Source organism: Mycoplana azooxidifex, assembly GCF_014196765.1.
Taxonomy (GTDB): Bacteria; Pseudomonadota; Alphaproteobacteria; order Rhizobiales; family Rhizobiaceae; genus Mycoplana; species Mycoplana azooxidifex.
The window spans coordinates 281,675-305,184 of the sequence record NZ_JACIEE010000006.1; the positions used below are offsets into that span (position 1 = coordinate 281,675).

General features: G+C 66.4%; 25 protein-coding genes and 1 tRNA gene. 9 read left to right on the forward strand and 17 right to left on the reverse strand.

Going from position 1 to position 23,510, the window contains the following annotated elements:
- Positions 1 to 122: 122 nt before the first annotated feature.
- Complete coding sequence (locus tag GGQ64_RS15830) at positions 123 to 998, forward strand: TrmH family RNA methyltransferase (protein WP_183806006.1); 876 nt, start codon at positions 123 to 125, stop codon at positions 996 to 998.
- Positions 999 to 1,049: 51 nt separating this feature from the next.
- On the opposite strand, the gene GGQ64_RS15835 is transcribed toward GGQ64_RS15830, so the two are convergent.
- Entirely contained in the window at positions 1,050 to 1,325 is a 276-nt protein-coding gene (locus tag GGQ64_RS15835) for a hypothetical protein (protein ID WP_183806008.1), read from the reverse strand.
- A gap of 185 nt (positions 1,326 to 1,510) precedes the next feature.
- Positions 1,511 to 2,134, reverse strand: a complete 624-nt coding sequence (locus GGQ64_RS15840; protein ID WP_183806028.1) for an FMN-dependent NADH-azoreductase — start codon at positions 2,132 to 2,134, stop codon at positions 1,511 to 1,513.
- Positions 2,135 to 2,272: 138 nt separating this feature from the next.
- Here GGQ64_RS15840 and GGQ64_RS15845 point away from each other — a divergent pair, with 138 nt between their 5' ends.
- The 8 genes from GGQ64_RS15845 (at position 2,273) to GGQ64_RS15880 (ending at position 11,601) form a co-directional block, all read left to right on the forward strand.
- On the forward strand, positions 2,273 to 3,220 hold the full coding sequence (locus GGQ64_RS15845; RefSeq protein ID WP_183806031.1) for a LysR family transcriptional regulator: 948 nt from the start codon (positions 2,273 to 2,275) through the stop codon (positions 3,218 to 3,220).
- Between the two features lie 54 nt (positions 3,221 to 3,274).
- Positions 3,275 to 3,350 (forward strand) — tRNA-Thr (locus GGQ64_RS15850).
- Between the two features lie 422 nt (positions 3,351 to 3,772).
- Positions 3,773 to 3,859 (forward strand): K(+)-transporting ATPase subunit F, encoded by an 87-nt coding sequence (gene kdpF / locus GGQ64_RS28310; protein ID WP_183806395.1) that lies wholly within the window; start codon positions 3,773 to 3,775, stop codon positions 3,857 to 3,859.
- Between the two features lie 18 nt (positions 3,860 to 3,877).
- Entirely contained in the window at positions 3,878 to 5,587 is a 1,710-nt protein-coding gene (gene kdpA, locus GGQ64_RS15860; protein ID WP_183806033.1) for a potassium-transporting ATPase subunit KdpA, read from the forward strand.
- Between the two features lie 11 nt (positions 5,588 to 5,598).
- On the forward strand, positions 5,599 to 7,635 hold the full coding sequence (kdpB, locus tag GGQ64_RS15865) for a potassium-transporting ATPase subunit KdpB (protein WP_183806035.1): 2,037 nt from the start codon (positions 5,599 to 5,601) through the stop codon (positions 7,633 to 7,635).
- A gap of 2 nt (positions 7,636 to 7,637) precedes the next feature.
- On the forward strand, positions 7,638 to 8,207 hold the full coding sequence (kdpC, locus tag GGQ64_RS15870) for a potassium-transporting ATPase subunit KdpC (RefSeq protein WP_183806037.1): 570 nt from the start codon (positions 7,638 to 7,640) through the stop codon (positions 8,205 to 8,207).
- Positions 8,208 to 8,215: 8 nt separating this feature from the next.
- Positions 8,216 to 10,912: a sensor histidine kinase gene (locus tag GGQ64_RS15875; protein ID WP_183806040.1), complete on the forward strand. Its 2,697-nt coding sequence runs from the start codon at positions 8,216 to 8,218 to the stop codon at positions 10,910 to 10,912.
- Positions 10,909 to 11,601, forward strand: coding sequence for a response regulator (locus GGQ64_RS15880; RefSeq protein ID WP_183806042.1), 693 nt, complete (start codon positions 10,909 to 10,911; stop codon positions 11,599 to 11,601). The genes GGQ64_RS15875 and GGQ64_RS15880 overlap by 4 nt, the downstream gene beginning before the upstream one ends.
- A 41-nt stretch (positions 11,602 to 11,642) precedes the next feature.
- On the opposite strand, the gene ureG is transcribed toward GGQ64_RS15880, so the two are convergent.
- The 15 genes from ureG to urtB all read right to left on the reverse strand — a co-directional run bounded on the left by ureG (position 11,643) and on the right by urtB (position 23,264).
- Positions 11,643 to 12,257 (reverse strand): urease accessory protein UreG, encoded by a 615-nt coding sequence (gene ureG, locus GGQ64_RS15885; RefSeq protein WP_183806044.1) that lies wholly within the window; start codon positions 12,255 to 12,257, stop codon positions 11,643 to 11,645.
- A 147-nt stretch (positions 12,258 to 12,404) separates the two neighbouring features.
- Positions 12,405 to 13,076, reverse strand: coding sequence for an urease accessory protein UreF (locus tag GGQ64_RS15890; RefSeq protein ID WP_183806046.1), 672 nt, complete (start codon positions 13,074 to 13,076; stop codon positions 12,405 to 12,407).
- 6 nt (positions 13,077 to 13,082) lie between these two features.
- Positions 13,083 to 13,580 carry an urease accessory protein UreE gene (gene ureE, locus GGQ64_RS15895; RefSeq protein WP_183806048.1) on the reverse strand — a complete coding sequence of 166 codons (498 nt, stop codon included), beginning with the start codon at positions 13,578 to 13,580 and terminating at the stop codon, positions 13,083 to 13,085.
- Between the two features lie 276 nt (positions 13,581 to 13,856).
- Positions 13,857 to 15,566 (reverse strand): urease subunit alpha, encoded by a 1,710-nt coding sequence (gene ureC / locus GGQ64_RS15900; RefSeq protein ID WP_183806050.1) that lies wholly within the window; start codon positions 15,564 to 15,566, stop codon positions 13,857 to 13,859.
- 3 nt (positions 15,567 to 15,569) lie between these two features.
- Positions 15,570 to 16,208, reverse strand: a complete 639-nt coding sequence (locus GGQ64_RS15905; RefSeq protein WP_183806052.1) for a Urease operon accessory protein — start codon at positions 16,206 to 16,208, stop codon at positions 15,570 to 15,572.
- 13 nt (positions 16,209 to 16,221) lie between these two features.
- Entirely contained in the window at positions 16,222 to 16,647 is a 426-nt protein-coding gene (locus GGQ64_RS15910) for a lysozyme inhibitor LprI family protein (protein ID WP_246422695.1), read from the reverse strand.
- A gap of 27 nt (positions 16,648 to 16,674) precedes the next feature.
- Positions 16,675 to 17,031 carry a GFA family protein gene (locus tag GGQ64_RS15915; protein WP_183806056.1) on the reverse strand — a complete coding sequence of 119 codons (357 nt, stop codon included), beginning with the start codon at positions 17,029 to 17,031 and terminating at the stop codon, positions 16,675 to 16,677.
- Position 17,032: 1 nt separating this feature from the next.
- Complete coding sequence (locus tag GGQ64_RS15920; protein ID WP_183806066.1) at positions 17,033 to 17,338, reverse strand: urease subunit beta; 306 nt, start codon at positions 17,336 to 17,338, stop codon at positions 17,033 to 17,035.
- 10 nt (positions 17,339 to 17,348) lie between these two features.
- Positions 17,349 to 17,603 (reverse strand): DUF1272 domain-containing protein, encoded by a 255-nt coding sequence (locus GGQ64_RS15925; RefSeq protein ID WP_183806068.1) that lies wholly within the window; start codon positions 17,601 to 17,603, stop codon positions 17,349 to 17,351.
- Positions 17,604 to 17,607: 4 nt separating this feature from the next.
- The gene (locus GGQ64_RS15930) at positions 17,608 to 17,910 is read right to left on the reverse strand and encodes an urease subunit gamma (protein WP_183806070.1); all 303 of its coding nucleotides are present in this window, start codon (positions 17,908 to 17,910) and stop codon (positions 17,608 to 17,610) included.
- A 21-nt stretch (positions 17,911 to 17,931) separates the two neighbouring features.
- A complete protein-coding gene (locus tag GGQ64_RS15935; RefSeq protein WP_246422722.1) occupies positions 17,932 to 18,744 on the reverse strand; it encodes an urease accessory protein UreD in 813 nt (270 codons plus the stop codon).
- A 79-nt stretch (positions 18,745 to 18,823) separates the two neighbouring features.
- Positions 18,824 to 19,519: an urea ABC transporter ATP-binding subunit UrtE gene (gene urtE / locus GGQ64_RS15940; RefSeq protein WP_183806075.1), complete on the reverse strand. Its 696-nt coding sequence runs from the start codon at positions 19,517 to 19,519 to the stop codon at positions 18,824 to 18,826.
- A gap of 195 nt (positions 19,520 to 19,714) precedes the next feature.
- Positions 19,715 to 20,467, reverse strand: coding sequence for an urea ABC transporter ATP-binding protein UrtD (gene urtD, locus GGQ64_RS15945; protein WP_183806077.1), 753 nt, complete (start codon positions 20,465 to 20,467; stop codon positions 19,715 to 19,717).
- Positions 20,468 to 20,472: 5 nt separating this feature from the next.
- Positions 20,473 to 21,636, reverse strand: a complete 1,164-nt coding sequence (gene urtC / locus GGQ64_RS15950) for an urea ABC transporter permease subunit UrtC (RefSeq protein ID WP_183806079.1) — start codon at positions 21,634 to 21,636, stop codon at positions 20,473 to 20,475.
- Positions 21,633 to 23,264 (reverse strand): urea ABC transporter permease subunit UrtB, encoded by a 1,632-nt coding sequence (gene urtB, locus GGQ64_RS15955; RefSeq protein ID WP_183806080.1) that lies wholly within the window; start codon positions 23,262 to 23,264, stop codon positions 21,633 to 21,635. The genes urtC and urtB overlap by 4 nt, the downstream gene beginning before the upstream one ends.
- Positions 23,265 to 23,510: the final 246 nt, after the last annotated feature.

Below are 23,510 nucleotides of genomic sequence, written 5' to 3' on the forward strand. Positions count from 1 at the left end.
ACCGGCCCGTTTCTTCCTGTCAACACGATGCTCTGGAAAAAGTTGGGAAAAATATGACGGCTCCGGCGCTGCCGCAGCGATCATTGGATTTGCGGATTTCGCGCCGGCCGCTATAAGGCAGCATGAGCAAGGACGATGCAGGCGGCAAGAACGCCAAGGACACCCACTACGCCAAGCTGCGCCGGGCGCACCGCGACCAGAAGCGCGAGCGTGGCGAGATTCCGACGCCGAAGACCGACCGCCGCCACAGGCAGGCGGAGGACTGGAAGGCGCCGTCGCTCGCCCCCGACCAGGTGCTCCTCTACGGGCTGCACACGGTGCGCGCGGCACTCGACAATCCGGAGCGGCAGATCGTCAGGCTGTCGGTCACCAAGAACGCCGCGCTGCGGCTGGAACTGCCCGATCCGGCCACCCTGCCCTACCCGGTCGAGACCGTGCTGCCGTCCGACATCGACAAGGTGCTCGGGGCGGATGCGATCCATCAGGGCGTGATGCTGGAGACGCGGCCCCTGCCCGTGCGCAGGCTCGGCGCCCTGAAGGAGAGCCCGCTGATCCTGGTGCTGGACCAGGTCACGGACCCGCACAATGTCGGGGCGATCCTGCGTACGGCCGTCGCCTTCGGCGCCGGCGCCGTGATCACGACCATGCGGCATTCGCCGACCGAGTCGGGCGTGCTGGCGAAATCAGCCTCCGGCGCACTCGAGCTCATTCCCTATATCCAGATCACCAACCTCGCAGACGCGCTCGAGGAACTGCACTCGCACGGCTTCCATTCGGTAGGCCTCGATTCGGAGGGACCTGAGTCTTTCGAGGCGACGCTGGCCGGCGAAAAGGTGGCGCTGGTGCTGGGCTCGGAGGGCAAGGGCTTGCGGCAGAAGACCAGGACGACCTGCAAGGCGCTTGCCCGCCTCGACATGCCCGGCGCGATCAAGTCCCTGAACGTTTCCAACGCGGCGGCCATCGCGCTCTACGCCGCGCGCCAGTATCTGGCCCGGTAGGAGCCTGGCGGCCATGGTCCAGCAGACCAAGGCGAGGCAGGCGTCCTGCGGTCACCGTACTTCGTAGGGCGTTGAAGCGAGCGGACCGACCGTTGCCGCCACCGGACAGCCGTCCTGCACCTTCTGCCAACTGCTGACGTTCAGCACCATCTCGCATCGGGCGAGATACTTGCGTCCGTCGACATTGAGACAGACGACCGCGCCGAGCGCGTGCTTGGATCCATCGCGGTTGCGGCAGGTGCAACGCGCGTCGGGCGGTCCGGCCGCGGCCCAATCCGGTACCACCAGCACGGCTGCGACGAGCAGCATGCAAGACAAGAGACGCATCGGCGATCTCCCCTGGTTCCTGGCCTGCTTCCTGGCATGTCAGCAGAGTCTAGACCGATATTTCTACGTGTCGAGCACGGATCGCGACACAGGCCGCGGGTCGGCCGCATGCGACACCGCTCACAGCAAGAAAAAGCCCGCCGGGGCATACCCCGGCGGGCTTGCGATCAATCAGGAACGACGGCTCAGCTTGCGAGCTTCAACTTGCCGAGATCGGTGATGTTGCGCTCTGCCTCGGAGATCGCGGACGCCTTGGAGACGTCGCTGAGGTTCAGGCCTTCGGCGCGAACGAACTCGATGTCGGTGATGCCGAGGAAGCCGAAGACGGCGGTGAGGTAGCTTTCCTGGTGATCCATGATCGCTGCAGGGCCGGAGCTGTAGTGGCCGCCGCGCGTGGAGACGACGACGACCTTCTTGCCCTTGGCGAGGCCTTCGGCACCGTTCTCGCCGTAACGGAAGGTCTTGCCGGCGACTGCGATGCGGTCAACCCAGGCCTTCAACTGGCTCGGCAGCGAGAAGTTATACATCGGCGCGCCGACGATGACGGTATCCGCAGCCAGGAACTCCTCGAGCACGACGGCACTCGTCGCCACGTCGCCGGCCACCGTCGCGTCGACATCTTCCGGCTTGGCGTTGGCGGCCATCAGGTGCGCACCGGTCAGATGCGGAAGCGCGTCGGCAACGAGGTCGCGATAGGTGATCGTCGCATCGGGATGATCGGCCTTGACCTGGGCTGCGATCGCGGCGGTCAGGCGGCGGGAGACGGAGTGGTCGCCGAGGATGCCGGAGTCGATGTGGAGGACGTTCATTGTGTGGTGCCTCTGAAATGAGTTTCGGTGAAAGCTATATGTCCTGAAAACAATCGAAGGATTAGCCGGTCAAAATTCAATTGACTGTTTCCTGAGGGAAACAATAAGAGGATATCGAAGGCGCTTTGGAGTTCCGCCATGCAAGACCTCAACGATCTCGCCTTGTTCGCCGCGGTGGTGAAGAACAAGGGGTTCACCGCCGCCGCCACCGCGCTCGGCGTGCCGAAGTCGAAGATCTCCAAGCGCGTCGCACAGCTTGAGGACCGCCTCGGCGTGCGCCTGCTCGAGCGCTCCACCCGTAAGCTCAGGGTCACCGACATCGGACAGACCTTCTATGAACGCTGCGAGACGATCCTGGCGGGCGTCGACGAGGCGGAGACGATCGTCGCCGCCGCCAAGTCGGAACCGGCCGGGCCGATCCGCCTTTCCATGCCCCCGGGCTTCGCCCCCATGATGGCCCACATCCTGCCGACCTTTCTGAAGCGGTATCCGCAGGTCCGGCTTGCCGTCGTGATGACCAATCGGCCGGTCGATCTGATCGAGGAACGGATCGACGTCGCGCTGAGGGTGCGGGAGAGCTACGAGGGCGACCAGTCGGTCGTCGTCCGCAAGTTCACCAGCACGCGCCAGTTCCTGGCGGCGAGCCCGTCCTTCGTAGCCGCACACGGGCCGATCACGCTGGAAAGCCTCTCGAAGCTGCCGACGCTCGCCATACAGGAGCATACGGGGCGGGCCGTCTGGTCGCTCGTGAACACGACCGGCGAGGTTTGCGACATCGCCCACAACCCCATCCTCTCCGCCGTGGAATTCGGCATGCTGGAGCGCGCCGCAATCGAGGGGGTAGGCATCGGCCTTTTGCCCGACAGCATCGTCGAGCGCGGCTTTCGGGCCGGCGTGCTCGTGGCCGTGCTGCCCGAATGGAGTTCGCCCGAACAGAGCATGCACGCCGCCTTCACCTCGCGACACGGCATGCTGCCCGCCGTCCGCGCGCTCATCGACCATCTCGCCGAGGTCCTGCCCCGCACCGTCCAGCTCTGCAAGGAAGTGATCCCGCAATCGCCGGCGACGGCGGACTGGACCATCTGAGACGCGCTTTTTCGCTTTACAGCCCGGCGGAATATGCTAACTCCGTCGCAGAGTGCCCTTATAGCTCAGTTGGTAGAGCACCTGATTTGTAATCAGGGGGTCGCGAGTTCGAGTCTTGCTGGGGGCACCATAAAAATCCTGTCCGACCCGGGTGCCGGGCGGCGAGCTCTCCCCATATTGCGGCCGTCACACAAGTTTCTCGTCGTCACCGGCAGGTTTCCCCCTGCCCGATTCACATTCCTAACTGGCGCCAGACGGTTGGGTCGACCGTTCGACATGGACACTATCGGCGGACAGTCTGGGGCAGCCTGCTAGCTCGCAGCGCGCGCAATCCTCCGGCCGCGCGACGCCGTCCCGCCCCCTTTATCCTTTCCTTACGCCCCACCGGCGTCTTCGCAATCGAAACCTGACCTCGCCATCCCCTAATGCTTCTCCTGTACCAACAGGAGAACGCACATGTCCGATATCATCTATATGGCGCTGGGTTGCGGCACGCTTCTGGCGCTCGCGGTCTACGCCCGCGTCCTCGACAGCCTGTGAGGTGAGGCCCGCATGATCGAGCCTCTTTTCGGCCTTTTTGTCGCCATCGCGCTCGCAGTCTATCTCGTGGTCACGCTTCTGCGACCCGAGCGCTTCTGATCTATCCGGAGAATTCCCATGACACTCATCGGGTGGCTGCAGATCAGCCTCCTCTTTCTCGCCGTGCTCGTCGTGATAAAGCCGCTCGGGCTCTACATGGCGCGGGTCTTTTCCGGCGAGCGCACCCTTCTTTCGCCCGTGCTCGGGGGCCTGGAGACCGGCCTCTACCGGCTCGGCGGCATCCGCCCGGACAAGGAGCAGAGCTGGCTCTCCTATGCCGTCGCCATGCTCGTCTTCTCGCTCGCCGGCTTCGTCGCGCTCTACGCGATCCTGCGGCTGCAGGCCCATCTGCCGCTGAACCCGCAGGGCTTTGCCGGCATGGCGCCGGACCTCGCCTTCAACACGGCCGTATCCTTCGTCACCAACACGAACTGGCAGAACTATGCCGGCGAGAGCACGCTCAGCCACTTCAGCCAGATGGCGGGCCTCACCGTCCAGAACTTCCTGTCGGCTGCGACCGGCATGGCGCTTGCGATCGCCTTCACCCGCGCGCTCGCGCGCTCCAGGGTCGCAACGCTCGGCAACTTCTGGGTCGACATGACGCGCGCCACGCTCTACGTGCTGTTGCCGATCTCCTTCGTCGTGGCGCTCGCCTTTGTGGCCATGGGCCTGCCCCAGACGCTCGACGCGTCGGTGACGGCGACCACGCTTGAGGGCGGCCAGCAGGTCATCGCGCTTGGCCCCGTCGCCTCGCAGGAAGCGATCAAGCAGCTCGGCACCAATGGCGGCGGCTTCTTCAACGTCAATGCCGCCCATCCGTTCGAAAACCCGACGGCGCTTTCCAACTATCTCAACATCTTCGCCATGCTGTCGATCTCGGCGGCGATGGTCTACACGTTCGGCCAGATGGTCGGCAACCGCCGCCAGGGCTGGGCGCTGATCACAGCGATCACCATCCTGCTCGTTGCCGGCGTCGCCGCCACCTACTGGGCGGAAGGCCAGGGCAATACCATCCTGACGGCGCTCGGCCTCGATCCCGCTCAGGGCAACACGGAAGGCAAGGAAGTCCGGTTCGGCCAGGCGATGACCGCCCTCTATGCGGCGGTGACCACCGGGCTTTCGGACGGCGGCGTCAACGGCATGCACGGCTCGTTCACCGGCCTCGGCGGACTGGTGCCGATGTTTCTGATGCAGCTCGGCGAAGTGCTGCCGGGCGGCGTCGGCTCGGGGCTCTACGGCATGCTCGTCTTCGCGTTGCTGTCCGTCTTCGTCGCCGGGCTCATGGTCGGCCGCACGCCGGAATTCCTCGGCAAGAAGATCGAGGGCCGCGAGATGAAATTTGCCATCCTCGCCATCCTGATCCTGCCGCTGGCGATCCTGGGCTTCACCGCCGTCTCCGCCATGCTGCCCATTGCTGTGGCAAGCGTCGGCACGGCCGGCCCGCACGGCCTTTCCGAAATCCTCTATGCCTATACCTCGGCCGCCGGCAACAACGGCTCCGCCTTCGGCGGGCTGACCGGCAACACGCCCTGGTACAACACCACGCTCGGCATCGCCATGCTGCTCGGCCGCTTCGCCTATGTCGTTCCTGTCATGGCGATCGCGGGATCGCTGGCGGCTAAGGTCAAGGTTCCCGCCTCCGCCGGCACCTTCCCCACCGACGGTCCGCTGTTCGTCGGGCTCTTGCTCGGCATCATCCTTATTCTCGGCGGTCTGCAATTCTTCCCGGCACTCGCCCTCGGCCCCATCGTCGAACACCTGGCGATGCTCGCCGGCCAGACCTTCTGAAGGAACACCCCATGTCAAAAGACCGCAAGGCACCTGGTCTTCTCGACCCACAAATCCTGCTTCCGGCAGCGCGCGACGCCTTCCGCAAGCTCGATCCGCGGCAACTGCTGCGCAATCCCGTGATCTTCGTCACAGAGGTCGTGGCGGCTGTCGTGACGCTGCTCTTCCTGCGCGACCTCGCCACCAGCACGGCCGACGCCATCTTCTCCGGCCAGATCGCCGCCTGGCTCTGGTTCACCGTCCTCTTCGCCACCTTTGCGGAAGCGGTGGCGGAGGGCCGCGGGCGAGCGCAGGCCGACAGCCTGAAGAAGACCAAATCGGAACTCCTGGCCCGCCGGCTCACCGCCGGCGGCGCTACGGAGACCGTCCCCGCGACGACGCTGAAGGTCGGTGACGTGGTGCTGGTCTCGGCCGGCGAACTGATCCCCGGCGACGGCGAGGTGATCGACGGCGTCGCCTCGGTCAACGAAAGCGCCATTACCGGGGAGTCGGCGCCGGTCATCCGCGAATCCGGCGGCGACCGTTCGGCCGTGACCGGCGGCACGCAGGTGCTGTCCGACGAGATCAAGGTGAAGATCACGGTTGCCCCCGGCTCGTCCTTCGTCGACCGAATGATCGCGCTGATCGAGGGTGCGCAACGCCAGAAGACACCGAACGAGATCGCGCTGTCGATCCTGCTTTCGGGCCTGACGCTGATCTTCCTGTTCGTCTGCGTCGCGATCTGGGGGCTTGCCGGCTACTCCGGCACGGTGCTCTCGGTGACCGTGCTGGCGGCGCTGCTCGTCACCCTCATTCCGACCACGATCGGCGGCCTGCTCTCGGCCATCGGCATCGCCGGCATGGATCGCCTCGTGCGCTTCAACGTGATCGCCACCTCTGGCCGCGCGGTGGAGGCGGCAGGCGACGTCGACACGCTCCTGCTCGACAAGACCGGCACCGTCACCTTCGGCAACCGCATGGCCAGCGACTTCCTGCCGGCGCCGGGCGTAACCCAGTCGGAGCTCGCCGAGGCCGCACTGCTGGCGAGCCTCAGCGACGAGACGCCGGAAGGTCGCTCCATCGTCGCCCTCGCCACCGGCGAATTCGCAATCCCGATGCCGAAGGCGGAGTTCGACGCGGTGATCGGCTTTGCCGCCGAGACCCGGCTGTCGGGCGTGGACCAGGGCAAGCGCCGGCTGAGGAAGGGCGCGGTAGACGCGATCCTGCGCTTCGCCGGCCGCACGGAAGACACCGCACCTTCCGAATTCCGCCGCGACGTGGATGCGATCGCCCGCAGCGGCGGCACCCCGCTGGCGGTGGCAGACGGCACGACGCTGCTGGGCGTGATCCACCTCAAGGACATCGTCAAGCCCGGCATCAAGGAGCGCTTCGCCGCGCTCCGCGCCATGGGCATCCGCACCGTCATGGTGACCGGCGACAATCCGGTGACCGCGGCTGCGATCGCCTCGGAAGCCGGCGTCGACGACTATCTCGCCGAGGCCACGCCGGAAGACAAGCTCGCCTTTATCCGCCGCGAACAGCAGGGCGGACGGCTGATCGCCATGTGCGGCGACGGCACCAACGATGCGCCGGCGCTGGCCCAGGCCGATGTCGGCGTCGCCATGCAGACCGGCACCCAGGCCGCCCGCGAGGCCGCCAACATGGTGGATCTCGATTCGAGCCCCACCAAGCTCATCGAGATCGTGGAGATCGGCAAGCAGCTCCTGATGACGCGCGGCTCGCTCACGACCTTCTCCATCGCCAATGACGTGGCCAAGTACTTCGCGATCATCCCGGCGCTGTTCGTCGCCACCTACCCGACCCTCGATGCGCTCAACATCATGGGGCTTGCCTCACCGCAGTCGGCCATCCTCTCGGCTGTCATCTTCAACGCCCTGATCATCGTGGCGCTGATCCCGCTCGCGCTGCGTGGCGTCGCCTACCGGCCGTCCGGTGCGGCCTCCCTGCTTCGCCGCAACCTCCTCGTCTATGGCCTCGGCGGCCTCGTCCTGCCCTTTGCCGGCATCAAGCTCATCGACGTCGCCGTCAGCGCCCTGCAACTGGTGTAAAAATGCTGAACCATCTTCGCCCCGCAATCACCCTCGTCGTCGCCATGACCGCGCTCACCGGCCTCGCCTATCCGCTGGCGGTCAACGGCCTGGCCCAGACCGTCCTGCCGGCGCTCGCCAACGGCAGCCTCGTCGAAAGGGACGGCGCCGTCGTCGGTTCCGCCCTGATCGGGCAGAACTTCACCTCCGAGCGCTATTTCTGGCCGCGGCCGTCTGCGACCGGACCGGAACCCTACAACGCCTCCGCCTCGTCGGGATCGAACCTTGGCACGACGTCTGCGAAGTTGCGCGACCGGGTCGCCCTCGATATCGAGAAGCTGAAGGCGGCCGGGGCGGCAGCCCCCGTCCCGGCCGATGCCGCAACGACGTCCGGCTCCGGCCTCGATCCGCATATCTCGCCGGCGTTTGCGCGCGCGCAGGTGTCTCGTGTAGCAAGGGCCCGGGGACTGGCGGCGAGCGACGTGAGCGGTCTCGTCGAGCGGCAGATCGAGGGGCGCGGGTTCGGCGTGATCGGCGAACCGCGCGTGAATGTGCTACAGCTCAATCTGGCGCTCGATGCACTGAAGACGTGAGAGAATGAATGGCGGAAGACGACCGCGACGACAAACGCAGACCCGATCCGGACGCACTACTTGCCCTGGCGAAGAAGGATCGCCGGGGCAAGCTGACCGTTTTTCTGGGAGCCGCACCCGGGGTAGGCAAGACCTATGCCATGCTGTCGCGCGCGCGGCGGCTGAAGGCCGACGGCGTCGATATCGTCATCGGCGTCGTGGAGGCGCATGGGCGCGACGAGACGGCCGCCCTCCTCACCGGCCTGGAAGTCCTGCCGCGGGCGCGCGTCGCCCATCGCGGCCGGATGCTGGAGGAGTTCGATCTCGATGCTGCGCTGGCCCGCAAGCCGCGCATCGTCGTGGTCGACGAGCTCGCCCACTCCAACCCCGAAGGCAGCCGCCATCCCAAGCGCTACCAGGATATCGGCGAACTGATCGACGCCGGCATCGACGTCTGGACCGCGCTGAACATCCAGCACCTGGAAAGCCTCGCCGATCTGGTCGCCCAGATCACCGGCGTGACGGTGCGCGAACGGGTGCCGGACCTGGTCCTCAAGCGTGCCGACGAGGTACTGCTCGTCGACCTGCCGCCGAGCGAACTGATCGAGCGGCTGAAGGAGGGCAAGGTCTACCTGCCCGAAAGCGCCAGCCGCGCCGTCGACCGGTTCTTCCGGCTCGGAAACCTGACGGCCCTGCGCGAACTGGCGCTGCGACGCACCGCGGATCGGGTCGACGACCAGATGGTCGACTACCTCAAGCAGAACGCGATCGAGGGGCCATGGGCGACAGGGGAACGCCTGATCGTCTGCGTCGGGCCGGACGATCTGTCGGAAAAGGTCGTCCGGGTCGCCAGCCGGCTGGCCTCGGGGCTGAACGCGGCCTGGATCGTCGTGTCGATCGAGCGCGCCGACCGCGAGGTGGAGACGTCCGCGCGCCTGCAGCGGATCGATGCGCTTTTCAGGCTGGCCGAGCAGCTCGGGGCCGAGACGCGGCGCATCGTCGGTAACGATTTCGTCGAAGAGATTCTCAAGCTGGCCCGCCGCGAGCACGCCACCCAGATCGTCATCGGGGCCAAATGGCGCAGTGGGATCGCAAGGCTGCTGTTCCGGTCGCTGCCCCATGCCCTGGCGCGCCGCGCGGCCGGGATCGGGGTCTACATGGTCACGCCGGAGCGGGCCGCCGAAGAGCGACCGAAGCGGTTGCGGCCATCGACGGTCAGCCTGGCGACCGTCCGGATGTCGGCTGCCATCGCGGTCGGCTTCGTCGCAGCGACGACCGTGATCGGCAAGATGATCGCCGCCTTCGTCAACCTGCCGAATATCTCGCTGCTGTTCCTGCTGGCGGTCCTCGGTGCGGCCGTCACCGGCGGCTACCTGTCTGCGTTCCTGGCGGCGCTGCTGTCTACGGTCGCCTACAATTTCTTCTTCATCGATCCGCTGCACAACTTCGCCATCTCGACGCCGCACGGCGTCTTTGCGCTGCTGGCGTTCCTGGTGGTCGCCATGGTCGCCGGCGGCTTCGCCTCGCGGATCCGCGAACAGGCGGAGGTGGCCCGCGTCAGGGCGACGGCGCTGCAATCGCTGCACGATTTCTCGCGCAAACTTTCTGGTGCGGCGAAGACCGACGACGCCATCTGGCTCGCCGCCTCGCAACTCCAGGCAAGCCTCCGGCGCAACATCGTTCTGCTCCTGCCGGAAGGTGACGACCTGCGCATCGCCGTGGCCTGGCCGCCGGACACCGAGCTCGACGTCACCGACCTGACGGCGGCCCGCTGGGCGCAGGACAAGCGCGAACCGGCCGGGCATGGCACGGGCACCCTGCCGAACAGTCGCTTCGAGTTTCGCCCGCTGCTCGGGCCACATGCCGCCCTCGGCGTCTGCGGGATCGAGCAGACGGGCGAGCCGCTGGACATCAATGCCGAGCGCGCGCTCGCCGCCATCCTCGACCAGACGGCGATCGCGCTCGACCGCTCGCGGCTTGCCGAAGAAAGCGTGCTGCAGGCCGCAAAGCTCGAGGGCGAGCGCTACCGCGAGGCACTGCTGTCCTCCATTTCCCACGATCTCAGGACACCGCTTGCGACGATCACCGGCGCCGTCACCAGCCTGCGCCAGCTGGGGGACCGGATGAGCCCGGAGAGCCGCGACGACCTCCTGCAGTCGATCGAGGAGGAAAGCGGCCGCATGAGTCGTTTCGTCGCCAACCTCCTGGACATGACCCGGATCGAGGCGGGCACGCTGAAGCCGAAGCACGACTGGGTGGATGTGGCGGACGCCATCCAGTCGGCCGTCGAGCGGACACGCAAGCATGCCGGCGGCCGCCTCATCGAGACCGGGATTGCAGCCGACCTGCCGCTGATCGAGGGCGACAGCGTCCTGTTCGGCCAGGTGGTGTTCAACCTGCTCGACAACGCGGTCAAATATGGCGGCAGCGAACCGATCAACGTCTACGCGCGGCGCGACGGCCAGGACGTGCTGATATCCGTGACCGACCTCGGCAAGGGGATACCGGCCGAAGACCTCGAACGGATCTTCGAGAAGTTCTATCGCCGGGGCAGGCCCGACGGGCGCGCGCCAGGAACCGGCCTAGGCTTGTCCATCGCTCGCGGGTTCGTCGAGGCGATGGGGGGCCGGATCCATGCCGAAAGTCCGGCGGTCAGGAAGAAGGGCACGCGCATCGTCATGCGGTTCCCCGCAGTCGATCAGGGAAAGGTGCAGAAGACATCATGACGCTCGCGCGCATTCTGGTCGTCGACGACGAGCCGCAGATCCAGCGTTTCCTGAAACCGGCGCTGATGGCCGCGGGCTACGACGTGGTCGAGGCCGCCACGGGCGCCGAGGCGCTCAAGGCCGTCGCGACGCAGGCCCCCGACCTGATGGTGCTGGACCTCGGCCTGCCCGACATGGACGGCAAGGACATCATCGCCAGCCTGCGCGGCTGGTCGGAGATCCCCATCGTGATCCTGTCTGCCCGCGACCGCGAGAGCGAGAAGATCGCAGCCCTCGACCTCGGTGCAGACGACTATGTCGAAAAGCCCTTCGGCATCGGCGAACTGACCGCCCGCATCCGCAACGCGCTGCGCCGCCGTAGCCGAAACGAGGTGCAGGCGCCCTTCATCCTGGCGGACGGGCTTACGATCGACACCGTGCACCGGCTGGTGACGCGCGACGACGAGGCCATCCACCTGACGCCGAAGGAATATGACCTTCTCACCCTGCTGGGGCGCCACGCCGGCCGTGTCGTCACCCACCGCACGCTGCTGACCTCGGTCTGGGGACCCGCCCATACCGAAGACCTGCATTACCTGCGCGTCTTCATCGGCCAGTTGCGGCAGAAGATCGAGCGCGACCCGACACAGCCCGCGATCGTTCGGACGGAAGCCGGCGTCGGCTACCGGCTGGTCGTGGATCACGAGTAGGAGCGCGACCGGCACTTGCTTACCGATCCAGGCCCGGTGGTTCAGGCCAGGCCGCCCTCGATCGTCAGGAAGTCGACGATGCGGTCGATCCCCTCGCCGCGCTTCATGTCGGTGAAGACGAAGGGCTTGGCTTCGCGCATGCGGGTGGCGTCGCGGTCCATCACGTCGAGGTCGGCGCCGACATGGGGGGCGAGGTCCTTCTTGTTGATCACCAGTAGGTCGGAGCGGGTGATGCCCGGGCCGCCCTTGCGCGGGATCTCCTCGCCCTGGCAGGTGGAGATGACGTAGATGGTGATATCGGCAAGATCCGGCGAAAAGGTCGCCGCCAGGTTGTCCCCGCCCGATTCGATGAAGACGACGTCGAGATCGGGAAATTTCCGGTTGAGGTCGGCGATCGCCTGCAGGTTGATGGTCGCATCCTCGCGGATCGCCGTGTGCGGGCAGCCGCCGGTCTCCACGCCGATGATGCGGTCCGACGACAGCGCCTGCATGCGCACGAGCGCCTCGGCATCCTCGCGTGTGTAGATGTCGTTGGTGACGACGGCGACCGAATAGCGCTCGCGCATCGCCTTGCAGAGTTTTTCGGTCAATGCCGTCTTGCCCGAGCCGACGGGGCCGCCGATGCCGACGCGCAACGGGCCGTTTGCCGATTTCATTTGCTGTCCCTTTCCATGGTCGAAGCGCAGCTTAAAGCGCGTCGCGATCCTTCGGATTCGCTTTTGGCGCTTTAGGCCTTTGTTTTAACGCATGTCTTTATCCCGAAACCGGTTCCCACTTTCGGGAGACATGCTCTAGACCCGCTCTCAGGAGCGGAAAAGCCGCGAAGTCTGTGTTTCGTGCCTGAGCGAGGCGATGTCCGTGCGGATCGCCGCGCCGCCGAGATCGTCGAGCGTGGACCGGCCGGCGCGATGCGCCGTCCCGGCCACCATGCCTTCGAGGGCGGCGAGGATGGCCACCCCTTCCGCCTGCCCGCAGACGCCGAGCCGGATGCCGGCCGAGACGGATTGCGAGATCGTGGCGTGCAGGTAGGCGGCCAGCGCATCTTCCACCGGTACGCCATGGGCGGCCGCCACCGCACCCACGGCGACGGGAAAGCCCACCTCGCCCGGCAGGCGATCGAACACCGGATCCGGCCAGGCCGAAGCAGCCGTAACGAACGCCCTGCCCAGCGACAGGGTTTCGGCATGCCGCTCCGCCGAGCCGGCCATGGCCAGCCCCAGCTCCGCGACCTCCCGCAAGGCCGCGCCGTTGTCGAATGCGCGCCAGGCTCCCGCAAACAGCACCGCGTCGTTCCAGAGCGAGCCATGCCGCAAGAGTGTCGACAGCCAGCCCGACAGGCCGGCGGCATCTTCCACCTGCCCGTCGTGCACCGCCCGTTCCAGCCCGCCGGACCAGGCAAAGCCGCCGATCGGGAAGGCCGGCGACAGCCAGGCCATCAGCCGCAGCAGCGCCCGGGTATCGAGCCCCCCACTCATCGAGGATCAATCATGGGCGGGATGGTGATGATCGTGGCCGTGCCCCTGTCCGTGACCGTGATCGTGGCCGCCATGCGCGTGATAGGCCCCGCGCGCCGGCTGGAACGGTTCCTCGACTTCCTCCACCGTCGCGCCGAGCCCTTCCAGCATGCCCCGGATGACATGGTCGCGCGGCACGAGGATGCGCGTTTCCTCGATCTGCGCCGACAGATGCCGGTTGCCGAGGTGCCAGGCGAGCTCGATGAGATGCAGCGTACCCAGCCCCTTGATCGCGAAGAGTTTCTCGGGGGCCGCATGGATTTCGACCGTGTCGCCGTTGTCGAGCACCAGCCGGTCGCCGTGATGGAACAGCACCGCCTCCTTGAGGTCGAGCATCACCATGTCGCCGTTGGACAGGTGCAGGACCTTGCGGCGCAGATGGCGCAGGTGGGAGGGCAAGGTGACGGTGTCCACCGGCGGATCGGACACCTCGCCGGCCGGGCGATAGGAATGGACGTGCTGCATGGAAGTCTCCGGTCAATTGAAATGGTCGGGGTAGGTTACGCGCCGGCGGACGCAGTTTCCAGAGGCCGGCGGACTGGTCTCGGGCAATCGCCTATGGCAAGTCCCCCTCTGGCCTGCCGGCCATCTCCCCCACAAGGGGGGAGAAGACCCGCGGCACCCGTCTGCCCAAATGGAACTCCGGAGGAGCGGCCGGGTGGGGAGGGGTATTCATTCATATGCGACTACCCTGCTCTGGCCCCACGGCGCCGCCGTCGCCGGCCGTGAGCGCGAACCGCCTCAAAACAGGAAATAGCGCTGCGCCATCGGCAGCACCGTCGCCGGCTCGCAGGTCAGCAGTTCACCGTCGGCGCGCACCTCGTAGGTCTCCGGATCGACCTCGACGTGCGGGGTCGCCGAGTTGTGGATCATCGAGGCCTTGGAAATGCCACCGCGGACGTTCTTCACCGCCACCAGCTTCTTGTCGACGCCGAGGCGCAGGGCCAGCCCGCCGTCGAGCGAGGCCTGAGAGACGAAGGTGACCGAGGAACTGGTGCGCAGCTTGCCGTAGGCTGCGAACATCGGCCGGTAGTGCATCGGCTGCGGCGTCGGGATCGAGGCGTTCGGATCGCCCATCGGGGCAGCCGCGATCGAGCCGCCGAGCAGCACCATGTCCGGCTTGACGCCGAAGAAGGCCGGGTTCCACAAAACGAGGTCGGCGCGCTTTCCCACCTCGATCGAGCCGATCTCATGGGAGATGCCATGGGCGATCGCCGGGTTGATCGTGTACTTGGCAATGTAGCGGCGGACGCGGAAATTGTCGTTGTCGCCAGTCTCTTCCTTCAGCTTGCCGCGCTGGCGCTTCATCTTGTCGGCCGTCTGCCAGGTGCGGATCGCCACCTCGCCGACGCGGCCCATGGCCTGGCTGTCGGATGAGATGATCGAAAACGCGCCGATGTCGTGCAGGATGTCCTCCGCTGCAATCGTCTCCTTGCGGATGCGGCTTTCGGCAAAGGCGATGTCCTCGGGGATCGACGGCGACAGGTGGTGGCAGACCATCAGCATGTCGAGATGCTCTGCGAGCGTGTTGACCGTGTAAGGCCGCGTCGGGTTGGTCGAGGACGGGATCACGTTCGGATGGCCGCAGACCTTGATGATGTCGGGCGCATGGCCGCCGCCCGCGCCTTCGGTGTGGAAGGCATGGATGGTGCGCCCCCTGATGGCGGCGACCGTATCCTCGACGAAGCCACTCTCGTTCAGCGTATCGGTGTGGATCATCACCTGCACGTCGAAGGCATCAGCAACGGTAAGGCAGTTGTCGATCGCCGCCGGCGTCGTGCCCCAGTCCTCGTGCAGCTTCAGCGACGAGGCACCGGCGAGGATCATCTCCTCCAGCGGCGCAGGCAGCGAGGCGTTGCCCTTGCCGGCGAGCGCGAGGTTCATCGGGAAGGCGTCGAAGCTCTCGATCATCCGCTCGATATGCCAGGCGCCGGTGCAGGTGGTGGCGAGCGTGCCGTGCGCGGGTCCGGAGCCGCCGCCGAGCATGGTCGTGATGCCGCTCATCAGCGCTTCCTCGATCTGCTGGGGGCAGATGAAGTGGATATGCGCATCCATGCCGCCGGCCGTCAGGATCTTGCCTTCGCCGGCAATCGCCTCGGTGGAGGGACCGACGATGATGGTGACGCCGGGCTGGGTATCCGGGTTGCCGGCCTTGCCGATCGCGTGGATGCGGCCGTTCTTGAGGCCGACGTCGGCCTTGTAGATGCCGGTGTGGTCGACGATCAGCGCGTTGGTGATGACGGTATCGACCGCGCCTTCGCCGCGCGTCGCCTGGCTCTGGCCCATGCCGTCGCGGATGACCTTGCCGCCGCCGAACTTCACCTCGTCGCCGTAGGTGGTGAAGTCCTTCTCCACCTCGATGAAGAGCTCGGTATCGGCCAGGCGCACCCTGTCGCCCGTGGTCGGACCGAACATGGAGGCGTAAGACGCGCGGGACATCTTGTAGGACATGGATCAGGTTCCTTGGGAGGGGGCGGAGGGCGAGGCCAGGAGGTGCAGGCGCCCCTCGGCGGCAAGGCCGGCGACGAGGCGGCGCTCGGCGGCAAAGGGATGGCCGTCCCAGCCCTCGTGGCTGAAGCCGGTCAGGAAGATATCCGACCCGGAATGCTCGGGTGCGGAGAGGACATGAAAGAGCGTGACCAGGCCGCTGCTCGGCACCACGTAGGATCCCGCGCCCAGTGCAGCCAGCGCGGTATCGGCAGCCTCGTGCACGGCTGCGGGAATGATCCGGTGCAGCTTGCCGCTTTCGGCGGCGAACCGGGCAAAGCCCTCGGTGCGATCGTCGCAGAAATCGTCGAGTTCGGGATGGCTTATGGCCAATTGCGGCCGCAAGCCTGCGAATTTTTCAGGGTCGCGCACGGACCAAATCTCGCGGCTGGCCCTGACGGGGGCGCTCTCGCGCCATTCGGGGCCATCCAGCATTTCGTTTGCCGGCCGTCCCGTGTTGCAGACGGCGACGGCATCGGTGCGGGTGCCCGACTGCCCGGTGTTGCGGCTGAGGTTGAAACGGACGACGAAATCGGCGGCATCGATGGTCGCGGCCGCTCCCGCCGCCACCTGCCCGTTTCCCACGATCACGATGCGCCGCCCCATCCAGCCCCGGCCCTCAGTTCACGAAGCTGTCCGAAAGCGTCCCGAGTTCTTCGGTCCGCTTGCGGGTCAGGTCTGCGAGGCAGCCGGAGACGACCATCGGCTGCATCGATCCGCCCTCGACGGTGAAGCCCACCGCCGCGCACTGGCTGTCGCGATAGGCGAGCCAGGCGCGCTGAGCCTTCAGCAGGCGCTCCTCCGCGCCGCGCGGCTGTTCCGCCGAGCCGACACGATGGTCCCATGCGGCCGCGGCCTTCTTCGTCGCCAGCCACCGCGCGTTCAGGGCCTTGTCCGCCTTCTCGAAGTCGCCAGCCGCGCAGGCATTCATATCCATCTGCGTCTCGGCATTCTTGCAATCGACGTGATGCGCGTCCTCGCCCGAGGCGGGGGCGTCCATCAGCAGGACGCAGCCGCACAGCATCGTCAGAATTCCAGCCTTCATCATCGCCTTCCCCCTTTCATGCGGCGCTCACGCCGATGCGCCGTCATGGGCGTGCGACGACAGTGCGCGGGGGTTCACGCCCTCCAGGCAATTGACGTTGACGGCGACCATCGACGTGCCGTCCGGCTTCTCGCCAAAGGAGAAGCCCTGGATTCCACAGGTCTTGCAGAAGAGATGACGGAGCGTTCTGGTGTTGAAGCGATATTCCGACAGGTTCCCCTCGCCCGATTTCAGCGTGAAGGCGTCGCGCGGGGCGAAGGCCAGCACCGAGCCGAGGCGCTGGCAGCGCGAGCAGTTGCAGACGATCGTCTGGTCGAGATCGACATCGGCCTCGAAAGAAACAGCGCCGCACTGGCAGCTGCCGCGGTAGTGTGCAATTCCCATGTCAGAGTCCTCCCATGACCTGTTGGCGGAAACCGTAGATCTCGCGCTTGCCGGCAAAGGGGATCAGCCGCACCGTGCGGGTCTGGCCCGGCTCGAAGCGCACCGCCGTCCCGGCCGGAATGTCGAGCCGCAGGCCCCGGGCCGTCTCGCGGTCGAAGACGAGGCCGGCATTGGTCTCGTAGAAGTGATAGTGGCTACCGACCTGGATCGGCCGGTCGCCGGTGTTGGAGACGTCCAGCTCCGTGACCGGCAGGCCGGCATTGAGTTCGATGTCGCCGCTTGCGGCAATGACTTCACCGGGGATCATCGGCTTTCTCCTAGGCTGCCCTGGCGGGGCCGCAGCCCTCGGCCTTCAGCACGCGTTTCGTCGAGGCGGGGTGTTTCGTAAGCATCGCCGCCGGCCGGACCGGACGGCGGACGAGTTCGCCACCGCAGTTCGGGCAGACGCCCGCAAGCGCCCCGCCGGCGCAGTCTGTGCAGAAGGTGCACTCGAAGGTGCAGATCATCGCCTCCCGGCTGTCGGGGGCGAGGTCGCGATCGCAGCATTCGCAGTTGGGACGAAGGTCCAGCATGGGCTCACCTGATCGGTTCGTGGACGGTCACGAGCTTGGTGCCGTCCGGGAAGGTCGCCTCGACCTGGATGTCGTGGATCATCTCGGCCACGCCCTCCATCACCTGTGCGCGGCCGATGACATGGGCGCCGGCCGCCATCAGGTCGGCGACCGAGCGGCCGTCGCGCGCGCCTTCCACCACGAAGTCGGTGATCAGCGCGATCGCCTCGGGATGGTTGAGTTTCACGCCGCGCTCCAGGCGCCGGCGTGCGACGATGGCCGCCATGGAGATCAGCAGCTTGTCTTTTTCGCGGGGGGTCAGGTTCATGGATTGCTCGTCCGTTTCATCTTACAGAGTCCAGACTTTCGGCAGGCTGGCGCCGTTGCGCAAGTGCGAAATGACCGGGATGAGGGTTTTTCGCAGCGCGAAGCCGTCGGCGGCGGTCACGCGCGCCACGAGCTTGTCCTGCCAATGGCTTGCGCCGGCGAGCGCCTCGCCGAGCAGCGCGCGGGTTCCCGCGAGCATCGCCTCCGCCCGCCCGCCGCAATAGAGGAGCGTGGCAAAGGCCCCTGCCCCGCCAAGGACCGCAGGCTGCGAGACCTGATCTGCAATGGCGCCGGACAACAGCGCTTCCTCCGCATGGATCAGCCGGCCGGCGCGCCGGATCCGCCAGCGGTCGCGGAAGAGGCCGTTCGCCATCGTCTCCCCCATCGCCCTGCGGCCGAGAATCACCGCCTCGACCCCGACGAATTCGGCATCCGGCGCGAGATCCACCGTCAGCGTCCGGGTCAGCGAGGCGCGATCGAACAAGATCGTCTCCTGCGGCAGCCAGTCCACGCGCGCGCCGGCGCCGACCATAATGCGCGTGCCGACCGAGGCGGTACCCGCGGCGGCCTTGTAGATCTTTTCGCAAGCCTGCGTCGTCAGCGTCAGTTGCGTCGCCTCACCCGCCTCGAACGACCAGTCGACGACGTCGCCGCCCGTAAGCCCGCCGGAGGTGTTGATCAGCACCGCTTCCATCCCCGCATCGAAGGTCTCGGGCAGCCGGATCTTGGCGCAGCCTTCCTGGTAGAACGTGTCGAGGCGGGTGCGCCCGTCGCGGGCCTTGGTCGAAAGACGCCCCGCCCCGCGGGCGCGCTGGGGGGCAATCGAAGCTTGCATCGTCACGTCGGTTCTCCGGCTGCAGCGTGCGGCCTCGAAGATGGTGGCTGTCGCGGCGAACATATCGATAAGCGAGCCGTCAGACCGTCAGGTGCCGTCGCGCCTCGGGCGTATCCAGCGTCTCGGCCGGTCCCTCGTGCACGATCTCGCCACGATCCATGATGTAGACATGATCCGCAAGCTCCCGGCAGAAATCAAGATATTGTTCCACAAGCAGAATTGCCATCCCGGTGGAATCGCGCAGGTATTTGATCGCCCGGCCGATGTCCTTGATGATCGACGGCTGGATGCCTTCGGTCGGCTCGTCCAGCACCAGGATCTTCGGCCGCGTCACCAGCGCCCGGCCGATCGCCAGTTGCTGCTGCTGACCGCCGGAGAGGTCACCGCCGCGGCGGCCGAGCATGGTCTGCAGCACCGGAAACAGGCTGAAAATGTCATCGGGGATCGATCGATCCGCCCGTCTCAGCGGGGCATAGCCGCTTTCGAGGTTTTCCTTCACCGTCAGCAGCGGGAAGATCTCCCGACCCTGAGGCACATAGCCAATGCCCTGCTTGGCGCGGTTATAGGGCGCCATGCCGTCGAGGGCCACGCCGTTGAAGCTGACCGTGCCGGAGGAGAGCGGGTGCTGGCCGGTCACGGCGCGAAGCAGGCTCGACTTGCCGACGCCGTTGCGGCCGAGCACGCAGGTGATCCTGCCCATCTCGGCCGAAAGCGAGATGCCGCGCAGCGCATGGGCGGCGCCGTAGTGGAGACTGGCTTTTTCGACTGTCAGCATTCTCGTTCCTCGATATGGCCGTCGCGGAGGCACATCTGCCCCTCATCCGCCTGCCGGCACCTTCTCCCCGCGAACGGGGAGAAGGCCCGGTGCCGCACCGCCGATTACGCAACGCCGGCGGTACCCTTTGTCTGTCCCCTCTCCCGAGTGCGGCGGGAGAGGGTCAGGGTGAAGGAAGTTCGTGTCCCGGAATCCTCATCTCCCCAGATAGTTCTCTATGACCTTCTGGTCCGCGCTGACGAAGTCGATCGAGCCTTCGGCCAGTACCGAACCTTCGGCAAGGCACGTCACCTTGACGCCGAGTTCGCGGATGAAGCCCATGTCGTGCTCGACGACGACGACCGAACGGGTCCTGGCGATCTCCTTCAGCAGGAGCGCCGTTTCTGCCGTTTCGGCATCCGTCATGCCGGCGACGGGCTCGTCGACCAGAAGCAGTTCCGGCTCCTGCGCCAGAAGCATGCCGATCTCCAGCCACTGCTTCTGCCCGTGGCTGAGGCTGGCGGCAAGGTCGTTGCGACGGTTCGACAGGCGTACCGTGGACAGGATCTCCTCGATACGGGCCTCGTCCTCCGCCGTCATCCTGTAGAACAGGGCCGCGAAGACGCCGCGCCTGCGGTTCAGCGCCAGCTCCAGATTGTCCCAGACGGTGTGGCTCTCGAACACTGTCGGCTTCTGGAACTTCCGCCCGATCCCGAGCTGGGCGATCTCCGCCTCGTCGCGCCTGGTCAGGTCGATATCGCCCTTGAAGAACACATCGCCTGAATCGGGCCGGGTCTTGCCGGTGATGATGTCCATCATCGTCGTCTTGCCGGCGCCGTTCGGGCCGATGATGGCGCGCAGTTCGCCGGGCTCGATGACGAAGGAGAGCGAGTTCAGCGCCTTGAAGCCGTCGAAGGAGACTGAGACGCCGTCTAGATAGAGCAGGCTTGTCGGTTTCTTGTCGTTCATGGTGCTTACTCCGCCGCCAGCGGCTCTGCCGCGGCCATGCCCTTTACCGCCTCGTCGTCGGCCGCCTTGCGATATTCCTTGCGCTTCGCCCGCCAGGCCTGGGCCGTGCCGACGATGCCCCTGGGCAAGAACAGCGTGACGAGGACGAACAGGCCGCCGAGCGCGAACAGCCAGAATTCCGGGAAGGCGGCGGTGAAGATGCTCTTGCCGCCGTTGACGAGGATCGCGCCGATGATCGGGCCGATCAGCGTGCCCCGCCCGCCGACCGCTGTCCAGATGACCACCTCGATCGAATTGCCAGGCTCGAACTCGCCGGGGTTGATGATGCCGACCTGCGGCACGTAGAGCGCGCCGGCCACGCCCGCCATCATCGCCGAGACGGTGAAGGCGAAGAGCTTGAAGTGCTCGACGCGGTAACCGAGGAAGCGGGTGCGGCTTTCGGCGTCGCGCACGCCGACGAGGATCTTGCCGTATTTCGAGCGCACCATACCGGATGTCATCACCAGGGCGGCTGCGAGTGCCACGGCGGAGGCGGCAAACAGGGCTGCGCGCGTGCCGTCGGCCTGGATATTGAAGCCGAGGATGTCCTTGAAGTCGGTCAGGCCGTTGTTGCCGCCGAAGCCCATGTCGTTGCGGAAGAAGGCGAGCAGCAGCGCAAACGTCATCGCCTGGGTGATGATCGAGAGATAGACGCCGTTGACGCGCGAGCGAAATGCGAACCAACCGAAGACGAAGGCGAGCAGGCCCGGCACCAGCACCACCATCAGCGCTGCGAACCAGAACATGTCGAAGCCGTACCAGAACCAGGGCAGCTCCTTCCAGTTGAGGAAGACCATGAAGTCCGGCAGAAGCGGGTTGCCGTAGGAGCCGCGCGCGCCGATCTGGCGCATCAGGTACATGCCCATGGCATAGCCACCGAGCGCGAAGAAGGCGGCGTGGCCGAGCGACAGGATCCCGCAAAAGCCCCAGACGAGGTCGAGTGCGAGCGCCAGCAGCGCATAGGTCAGGTACTTGCCGAACAGCGAGACCAGGTAGGTCGGCACGTGCAGCGGGTGGTCCGGCGCCGTCAAGAGGTTCAGTGCCGGGATCAGCAGGCCGAGCCCGAGGATGATGCCGACGGCAACGATGACGGTGCGATCGAAGGATTTGAGGAGAAACGAGGTGATCATGCTTCCACCGCCCTGCCCTTGAGTGCGAACAGCCCGCGCGGCCGCTTCTGGATGAAGAGGATGATCAGCACGAGGACGAGGATCTTGCCGAGCACCGCACCCGCATAGGGTTCGAGGAACTTGTTGAGGATGCCGAGCGTGAACGCGCCGACCAGCGTGCCCCAGAGATTGCCGACCCCGCCGAAGACCACGACCATGAAGCTGTCGATGATGTAGCCCTGGCCGAGGTTCGGCGAGACGTTGTCGATCTGCGAAAGTGCTACGCCTGCGATGCCGGCGATGCCGGAGCCGAGCGCGAAGGTGAGCGCGTCGACCCAGGGCGTCCTGATGCCCATCGACGAGGCCATGCGGCGGTTCTGCGTCACTGCCCGCATCTGCAGGCCCATCGGCGTCTTTTTCAGGAGGAACAGCAGTGCCGTGAAGACGGCGAGCGCGAAGACAATGATCCAGAGGCGATTCCAGGTGACCGTCAGACCGCCCAGCTCGAAGGCGCCGGACATCCAGGACGGGTTGCCCACTTCGCGGTTGGTCGGGCCGAAGATCGAGCGCACCGCCTGCTGCAGGATCAGCGAGATGCCCCAGGTGGCCAGCAGCGTCTCGAGCGGCCGGCCGTAGAGGAAGCGGATGACGCCGCGCTCGATCGCCAGCCCGACCGCGCCGGTGACGAGGAAGGCCAGCGGCAGCGCGATGGCGAGCGACCAGTCGAACAGGCCGGGAAACGAGGTGCGGATCACCTCCTGCACGACGAAGGTGGTGTAAGCCCCAAGCATGACCATCTCGCCATGCGCCATGTTGATGATGCCCATGACGCCGAAGGTGATGGCAAGCCCGATCGCGGCCAGAAGCAGCACGGAGCCGAGGGACAGGCCATACCAGACGTTCTGCCCCACGCTCCACAGCGCCTGCCGCTCCTTGATGCTTGAAATCGCGGCCTCAATGTCGGGCCGGAGATTGTCGTCGGCGGAGGCAAGGGCTGCCGACAGCAGCGACAGGGCGTCCTGTCCGCCGGCATTGCCGATGACCGCGACGGCCGCCTTCTTCTCGTCGTCCGGCCGGTCAGAGACCAGCAGCGCCGCGGCGCGGGCGCGCTCCAGTACCGGTTTTACGTTGGCATTCGTTTCGGCCGCGAGCGCCGTCTCGACCTGCTCGAGCGCATCGGCGGAAGGCGAGCGCAGCATGGTCTGCGCCGCCTGCAGGCGAACGCCGGCGTCGGGGCTCATCAGCGTCAGGCCGCCGAGCGCGGTGCGGACCGCGCGGCGGAGGCTGTTGTTGACGCGGATCTTGGTCAGCGCGCTTGCGGCTTCGGTGCCGACCTCCTCGCCGGTGAGAGGATCCACGAGGGTCAGTGTGCCGCCGGCCGTCCTCGTCAGGAAGACCTGCTTGTCGGAATTGCGCTGGTAGAGGTCGCCTGCGGCCAGCGCCTCCAGCGCGGGGACGATCTTCGGATCGCCGGTCCTCGCCAGTGCCTCCACCTGCTCGACGGTCTTTGCAAAGCTGCCTTCGCCCAAGGCGTCGACCATCGCGCGGAGATCGTCTTGCGCCCTCAGGTCGGTCGCAAATACGGTGATCAGGAGGCAGAAGGTCACCAGCAGGGACTGGAACGATCGATAGGCTAGCCGCGTCAACATGAGATCATCCTTGCCAGGCCGGGCCTTACCGCTTCCGGGGCCGGCATGTGCAGTGCAGGGTCACGCCGCAATTGTGGATGCGACGAGTACAGGCGCCCGAAGGTTGCCCCGGCATTCCGGACCCGCCGCAGCAATCTCCCCACGAGACGGGGCAGGCAGCGAAAGCCCGGATGCATCCCGCCACCGGAGAATGACGGGACGCATCCGGCCGGCCGCGAGGGAAAATCCCGCGTGGCCGACCGATCG

Bases quoted from the DNA above. Each gene is read 5' to 3' on its own strand.
- ureG (WP_183806044.1), bottom strand. From the start codon at position 12,257: ATGAAATCGGCAAACGGCCCGTTGCGCGTCGGCATCGGCGGCCCCGTC.
- kdpF (WP_183806395.1), top strand. From the start codon at position 3,773: ATGATCGAGCCTCTTTTCGGCCTTTTTGTCGCCATCGCGCTCGCAGTC.
- GGQ64_RS15920 (WP_183806066.1), bottom strand. From the start codon at position 17,338: ATGATCCCCGGTGAAGTCATTGCCGCAAGCGGCGACATCGAACTCAAT.
- GGQ64_RS15840 (WP_183806028.1), bottom strand. From the start codon at position 2,134: ATGAACGTCCTCCACATCGACTCCGGCATCCTCGGCGACCACTCCGTC.
- GGQ64_RS15930 (WP_183806070.1), bottom strand. From the start codon at position 17,910: ATGAACCTGACCCCCCGCGAAAAAGACAAGCTGCTGATCTCCATGGCG.
- GGQ64_RS15910 (WP_246422695.1), bottom strand. From the start codon at position 16,647: ATGAAGGCTGGAATTCTGACGATGCTGTGCGGCTGCGTCCTGCTGATG.
- GGQ64_RS15935 (WP_246422722.1), bottom strand. From the start codon at position 18,744: ATGCAAGCTTCGATTGCCCCCCAGCGCGCCCGCGGGGCGGGGCGTCTT.
- kdpB (WP_183806035.1), top strand. From the start codon at position 5,599: ATGTCAAAAGACCGCAAGGCACCTGGTCTTCTCGACCCACAAATCCTG.
- urtC (WP_183806079.1), bottom strand. From the start codon at position 21,636: ATGATCACCTCGTTTCTCCTCAAATCCTTCGATCGCACCGTCATCGTT.
- GGQ64_RS15875 (WP_183806040.1), top strand. From the start codon at position 8,216: ATGGCGGAAGACGACCGCGACGACAAACGCAGACCCGATCCGGACGCA.
- urtB (WP_183806080.1), bottom strand. From the start codon at position 23,264: ATGTTGACGCGGCTAGCCTATCGATCGTTCCAGTCCCTGCTGGTGACC.
- ureC (WP_183806050.1), bottom strand. From the start codon at position 15,566: ATGTCCTACAAGATGTCCCGCGCGTCTTACGCCTCCATGTTCGGTCCG.
- GGQ64_RS15890 (WP_183806046.1), bottom strand. From the start codon at position 13,076: ATGAGTGGGGGGCTCGATACCCGGGCGCTGCTGCGGCTGATGGCCTGG.
- urtE (WP_183806075.1), bottom strand. From the start codon at position 19,519: ATGCTGACAGTCGAAAAAGCCAGTCTCCACTACGGCGCCGCCCATGCG.
- kdpC (WP_183806037.1), top strand. From the start codon at position 7,638: ATGCTGAACCATCTTCGCCCCGCAATCACCCTCGTCGTCGCCATGACC.
- kdpA (WP_183806033.1), top strand. From the start codon at position 3,878: ATGACACTCATCGGGTGGCTGCAGATCAGCCTCCTCTTTCTCGCCGTG.
- ureE (WP_183806048.1), bottom strand. From the start codon at position 13,580: ATGCAGCACGTCCATTCCTATCGCCCGGCCGGCGAGGTGTCCGATCCG.
- urtD (WP_183806077.1), bottom strand. From the start codon at position 20,467: ATGAACGACAAGAAACCGACAAGCCTGCTCTATCTAGACGGCGTCTCA.
- GGQ64_RS15830 (WP_183806006.1), top strand. From the start codon at position 123: ATGAGCAAGGACGATGCAGGCGGCAAGAACGCCAAGGACACCCACTAC.
- GGQ64_RS15915 (WP_183806056.1), bottom strand. From the start codon at position 17,031: ATGGGAATTGCACACTACCGCGGCAGCTGCCAGTGCGGCGCTGTTTCT.
- GGQ64_RS15925 (WP_183806068.1), bottom strand. From the start codon at position 17,603: ATGCTGGACCTTCGTCCCAACTGCGAATGCTGCGATCGCGACCTCGCC.
- GGQ64_RS15880 (WP_183806042.1), top strand. From the start codon at position 10,909: ATGACGCTCGCGCGCATTCTGGTCGTCGACGACGAGCCGCAGATCCAG.
- GGQ64_RS15835 (WP_183806008.1), bottom strand. From the start codon at position 1,325: ATGCGTCTCTTGTCTTGCATGCTGCTCGTCGCAGCCGTGCTGGTGGTA.
- GGQ64_RS15845 (WP_183806031.1), top strand. From the start codon at position 2,273: ATGCAAGACCTCAACGATCTCGCCTTGTTCGCCGCGGTGGTGAAGAAC.
- GGQ64_RS15905 (WP_183806052.1), bottom strand. From the start codon at position 16,208: ATGGGGCGGCGCATCGTGATCGTGGGAAACGGGCAGGTGGCGGCGGGA.